The organism is Silvania sp., assembly GCF_051656365.1.
In the GTDB taxonomy this organism is placed as follows: Bacteria; Pseudomonadota; Gammaproteobacteria; order Enterobacterales; family Enterobacteriaceae; genus Enterobacter; species Enterobacter hatchlandensis.
Genome location: NZ_JBOGBT010000025.1, coordinates 1 through 5,618, shown reverse-complemented (window position 1 = coordinate 5,618; position 5,618 = coordinate 1). Strand labels below are relative to the sequence as shown.

6 protein-coding genes are annotated in these 5,618 nt (G+C 55.2%); 4 read left to right on the top strand and 2 right to left on the bottom strand.

Features of this window, described 5'->3' with window-relative positions:
* Positions 1–554, top strand: a 554-nt coding sequence (locus ACRDD5_RS04945; protein WP_438676098.1) for a trypsin-like peptidase domain-containing protein, incomplete at its 5' end; no start/stop codon positions are given.
* Positions 555–676: 122 nt separating this feature from the next.
* On the opposite strand, the gene ACRDD5_RS04940 is transcribed toward ACRDD5_RS04945, so the two are convergent.
* Together ACRDD5_RS04940 and ACRDD5_RS04935 are read right to left on the bottom strand one after the other, a co-directional pair.
* Positions 677–2,134 (bottom strand): alpha/beta fold hydrolase, encoded by a 1,458-nt coding sequence (locus ACRDD5_RS04940; RefSeq protein ID WP_438676097.1) that lies wholly within the window; start codon positions 2,132–2,134, stop codon positions 677–679.
* A 398-nt stretch (positions 2,135–2,532) separates the two neighbouring features.
* The gene (locus ACRDD5_RS04935; RefSeq protein WP_438676096.1) at positions 2,533–3,108 is read right to left on the bottom strand and encodes a flavin reductase family protein; all 576 of its coding nucleotides are present in this window, start codon (positions 3,106–3,108) and stop codon (positions 2,533–2,535) included.
* 136 nt (positions 3,109–3,244) lie between these two features.
* On the opposite strand from ACRDD5_RS04935, the gene ACRDD5_RS04930 reads away from it, so the two are divergent.
* From ACRDD5_RS04930 to ACRDD5_RS04920, 3 genes are all read left to right on the top strand, one after another.
* The gene (locus tag ACRDD5_RS04930; protein WP_438676095.1) at positions 3,245–3,937 is read left to right on the top strand and encodes an ABC transporter ATP-binding protein; all 693 of its coding nucleotides are present in this window, start codon (positions 3,245–3,247) and stop codon (positions 3,935–3,937) included.
* The gene (locus ACRDD5_RS04925; protein WP_271280616.1) at positions 3,934–4,902 is read left to right on the top strand and encodes an ABC transporter substrate-binding protein; all 969 of its coding nucleotides are present in this window, start codon (positions 3,934–3,936) and stop codon (positions 4,900–4,902) included. Before ACRDD5_RS04930 ends, ACRDD5_RS04925 begins: the two co-directional genes overlap by 4 nt.
* Positions 4,903–4,937: 35 nt before the next feature.
* Positions 4,938–5,618 (top strand): ABC transporter permease (locus ACRDD5_RS04920; protein ID WP_438676094.1); only part of this gene is annotated, 681 nt, incomplete at its 3' end.

The window sequence follows — 5,618 nt, the reverse complement described above, 5'->3', positions numbered from 1 at the left end:
TCATGTCAGGCACCAGCAGTACCGACTTTACCGCCACAAAACAGGTTGATCTGGTTTATATCGGCCTGCCTGCGCCGTTAAGCTGGTTTGTAGGCGGGATCCAGGGCAGTGCTTTTCCGGTAACGGACACGCTCTCCCTCACCGCGGCGCATGTCGCCGTCCCACTACTGAAGTCGATCCGCGCGCAACATCCCCTCTGCGATGTGGCAGTGATTGCCCGCAATAACGCCGGTAAGCCGCTGCACAAGCTGGCCTTCGCGCGAAGAGGGCGCAACGTCGTTTTGTTCGGCTACAGCGCCATCAACAGCCTGCCTAAATCCAGCTCCGGCATGATTGACGGGTTCTTAAAGCGCGACGGCTGCTATTACGGGGTCATTACCGGCGCAGGGGCTGTCTCCGGCATGTCCGGTGGGCCGGTGATCGACAGCCTCACCGGGGAGACAGTAGGGGTGATCACCAACGTTATTCTCGGTAAAGGCGCGGTGGTGTTTATCGCGGTTCAGGATTTTACCAACCTGCTGGACCGGATGCGCATTCCTTATAAGACCTATTGAATCCGACGAAGCTGAATTATTAACAAAATAAGCGGTCAGTTTGATAATGAATATCGATAATTAGCAAAAGGTCATATAGATTTTAATAAACGACCTTTCACCACGAAGCCGTTATTCCAGGTTCACAGGCAAACCTTATCACTGAGCTTTCTATCAGGATTCAGGATATAATCTACGACCGTTTTATCCACACAGAGATTTGATCCTGATAATACCAGCGTATGCCCGTCACCTTCTCGCGTAAGTAAAGGGCTTTTGAAAAGTGTGGCCATGGATCTGGCGTTATGCCAGGGTGTGGAGGGGTCAAATCGCTGCGCAACAAACAGTAGCTGAGGTAGTGCAGGTACATTAACCGGACGCTTAATATGAACATTGTTTTTCCACGCCAATGATCCACATAAATCCAGTGAATCTGGCTCTACTGATTTATAATCGATTGCCTTAAATGCTTCTCTTATCAACTGCTGCTGACGGCGAATGTCGCTCTGGCTGAGTGCTTTCACCGATTGATCAACGCAAGTGATAACACTCAATGCATCCAGATTAACCACCGATGTTAAATCATCCAATAACCCAAGAATCTCGTTACTGACAATACCTGAACTCAACTGTCTAACAGCTGTGGCGAGGGAAGGCCAGGATGAGCGCCATAGCAGAAGATATGTTGTCAGTGATACCAGGTCATAGGAGGTAATCTGTTGCCCCTGATCGCCGTAAAGCGGTTGAGAATCCAGTCGACTCAAAAGATTACGATATTGCTGGGTTGCCCGCGTCTTATCGGATGAGAGCGGGCAGCTGCCGGTCTCTGCACACCACGCAGCAAAGCGCTCAAAGGTATTCTGATACCCCCTGGCCTGATTACGTAGCATGATAAAATCATCTTTTGCCTCCTCCAGATCAACAACGCCATCCAGAACGATTGCCCGGGTAGTTGAAGGAAAGCGTTCAGCATAGAGCGCTGCGACCTGAGTACCGTATGAATAAGCCACTGCTGTCAGTTTGCTGTCATGAAGTGCCTGGCGAATCCTGTCCACATCGCTGACGGCTTCATCAGTGCCCATATGTTTCAGTACATCAGCCCCCGTATTATCTATGCAGGCTTTAAAATAGCGTCTCGTTTCCTCTTCTGGACTGGAACTCACCGCTACTGCATTTTCTGACATCTCGCAGTTGATTTTGGGGATAGACTGACCCACACCTCGTGGATCGTATCTTACGATATCCCAGGACTCACCCAGTGCACTGACCGGCCAGTCAGAATACAGATCGCGGTTAATACCTGACACGCCTGGCCCGCCGCTGATCACCACCAGGCCACCCTTGCGTGAACCTATTGCCGGCAACAGGGTTAATGCAATTTTTACCGTTTTATCTGAGCCATATTCTTTATTGCTCGTGCCATTTTTATATTGCAGGGGAACGTCTAAAAAACCACAGCGTAGATTTCGATGAGGTACGCTGTTGAACCAGGACTGAAACTTGCTGTTTAAGCAGGACTCCCATTCAACAGGGCTGGCCTGACAATGACTTGAAAAAAGGCCTGAAACACACAATGCAAAAGTGACTGGTTTTAATAACATATCGACTGTCCTTATCATTATTAACAGTATAAAAAGTGGGGCGCTAACCCGCTGTCTGTCGCTTAATTATCGAGTCGGTCCCTGATCGAAAGGATTATATTAACGTGTTGCCAAAAACGTATGGTTATTTCTGCTGCAGAGATATATTTACGTGGGAAATACAGTCATAACATATCTGGAATGCAATTAAAAAGGCTTTTGATTTCATAATAATATTTTTAAGAATTTACCAGGTTTGGGTTTGGGTTTGGGTTTGGGGTAAGGGCAACCAGGACGATATTTTGACAGTCGAATCTATCGACCTGGCGCTGGCACTTACACGACATGTTCACCGATGTGTCAAAAAAACAGTCTTAGTGCGGGACAGTGCCCGTTTTCCGGGCGGACACCTGTATGAGCTACTGACCCGGCGCTTTCACCTGCCTGCCGCTGGTGACAAAGGTACCGGCCCCGAGATGGTGCAGCGTATTGCGCTTATCGTCGTCAAACTGCCATCTCCCGGCAACGAACGCCCGTTCATCCGCCGCGGCAGAGACCACTTCACCAAACAGAGTGTCATACTTTTCTGCCGCCGAAGTGGCGGGCAGCAGACGGCACTCCATCCACGCCAGACACTTCTCTTCAACCACCGGTAGCCCCAGCACCGGGCCGTCGATCGCCGGAATACCGTAGCAGTTGAATTTGTCCTCATCGCGCCCGCTGACGCTGCCCACCGCATAGGTCCAGTTGGTGGCCGCAACGCCAGGGATGACGATGCCGAACATGCCGCTGCGCTCAATCAACTCCCGCGACCAGGCGCTCTTATCCACCACAATGGCGATGCGCGGCGGCGTGAACTCCACCGGCATTGACCAGGCGGCGGCCATCACGTTGCGGCGGCCCACCGTATCGTCGCGGCTGGTGATCAGGATGGTCGGGCCGTGATTCAACAGGCGGCTGGCGTGCATTAACTCGACGGGGCGGAAGTGGCTCATAGGAATTCCTCAAAGTAAGCGTCTGAGCATTAAACGGCTGAAAGGCATCAGAAATCAAGCTGCAACAAACGCGTCATGTTTTCGTCACACAAGCTACCTACAGTGGCGGACATCAAATCCCAAAGAGGATAACAAGATGCTCACCTCCATAACGCTCAATGGCGTGTCGTACGCTTTTGGCGCGAACACTGTTTTAAATCAAATCGATCTGCATATCGAGCCGGGGAGCGTGGTTGCGCTTCTGGGTCCGTCGGGCTGCGGAAAAAGCACGCTTCTGCGCCTGCTGGCCGGGCTTACCGAACCTGCGGATGGCGAGATCCATTTTGCCGATCGGCTGGTGGCGAAAAGCGGTTGGTCGCTGCCGCCTCAGGCCCGCGATATCGGCATGGTGTTTCAGGATTACGCCCTCTGGCCGCACATGACGGTGGCGCAGAATGTGATGTTTCCGCTGAAGATGCGCAACGTTGCGCGTCAGGAGCGGGAAATCCGCGTGGCGCAGGCGCTGACGCGCGTCGGCTTGAGCGAGTTCGCCGGGCGCAAACCGGCAGGCTTATCCGGCGGGCAGCAGCAGCGCGTGGCGCTGGCCCGCGCCATTGTGGCTGAACCGCGGGTGCTGCTGTTTGACGAGCCGCTCTCCAATCTCGATAGCGAACTGCGCGAGTCGCTGTGCCAGGAGATGGCGACATTGCTGCGCCAGCTCGGGACCACCGCCGTTTATGTCACCCACGACCGCCGGGAAGCGGAAATCCTCGCCGACCGGATTGTGCATTTGTCTGCTGGCAGCATCGCTGCCGATCGTTTGATTTCAACCTCAGGGGAGTACGCATGAAAACCACCATGTCCGTGAAGAAGGGAGTGCTGTTAGCCATGGCATTATCGTCCGTTATGATGTCCAGCGCCCACGCGCTGACCGTCTACACCGCCGGGCCAGGATCGCTTGCAAAAAATCTCGCCAGCGGCTTTGAAAAGAAAACCGGCGTTAAGGTGGATATCTTCCAGGCGACCACCGGCAAAGTGATGGCGCGCCTCGAAGCCGAGCAGGCTAATCCGCAGGCTGATATTCTGATCTCCGCTTCCTGGGATACGGCGGAAGATCTGCACAATCGCGGCTGGCTGCTGCCGTTCCAGAGCGCCAATGCCGCGAAGGTGCCGGCTGATCTGAAATCAGCCGACTATGTCGCGCAGGGCGTTTCGGCGCTGGGGATCGTCTGGAATACCAAAAGCGGCACCCCGGAGCCGAAAGAGTGGCGGGATCTGACCACCGACGCCTTTAAAGGCAAAGTGACCACCCCGGACCCGGCCCTGTCCGGTGCGTCGCTGGATCTGCTGATCGGACTGCAAAACGGCATGGGCGACAGCGCCTGGAAACTGTTCGATGAACTCAAAAATAACGGCATGGTGGTCAGCGGCCCGAATGCGCAGGCGGTCACGCCGGTGATGCAGGGAGCCAAAGCGGCAGTGTTCGGCGCGGTGGACTATGTCTCTTACGGCAATATCAGCCAGGGCGAATCCCTGAAGGTGATCTTCCCGGCCAGCGGAACAGTGATCGCCCCGCGCCCGATGATGATCCTCAAATCCACCCAGCACGCTGACGACGCCAAAGCCTTTGTCGACTACGTCTTGTCCGCAGAAGGCCAGGCGATGGTCGCCGATGCCTGGCTGATGCCCGCGCGCGAGGACGTGCAGGCCAAACGCCCGCTGCTGAACGATCTGAAAATCCTGCCGACCAAAAGTGACGGTACCTCCGAGCGTAGCGACATCCTCAAGCGATTTAACGCACTCTTCACCTTATAATCACGGCGGGGGCAACCCCGTCTTCAGGAAAGCTTGTGAATCAGAGATTTTTGTCTGTGATGACGCTGGCGCTACTGGTGATTCTGGTGGCGTTTCCCCTCGTTTTTATCGTGCTGCAGGCGGTGTTCCCGCAGTTCAGCGCCGGGCAGTTCTCCGGCGCGTTTAGCGGTGTGCAGTCGCTGTTGTCCGAACCGCAGCTGCCGACCATGCTCGGCGGCACGCTACAGGTCGGGCTCGGCGTGGCGCTGGTCAGCGCCCTGATCGGTTTTCCCCTCGGCGTGGCGCGCGGGCTGTTTAACCTGCCGCTGCCGCGCCTGTGGGATCTGCTGTTTTTAATCCCGTTTCTCACGCCGCCGTACATTGCCGCGCTGTCGTGGATGCTGGTGCTGCAAACCAACGGCTATCTGCAGCAGTTAGTGGGTACTAACCTAAACGATCTGCTGTTCAGCCAGACCGGCATTGTGCTGGTGATGGCGCTGAATATTTTCCCGGTGATCTATTTCGCCGTATCGCGCAGCCTGCTGGCCAGCGGACAGCGCCTGGCGCGGATAGCCCAGGTGCACGGTGCCAGCGCGGGTAGAGCGTTCTGGCATGTTACGTTGCCGATGTTGTCGCCATCGCTGGCGGCGGGGATGTTGCTCTCGTTCACGCTGGCGATTGAGGAGTACGGCGTTCCGGCCGCGCTGGGCAGCCGTGCGGGTGTGCTGATGCTGACC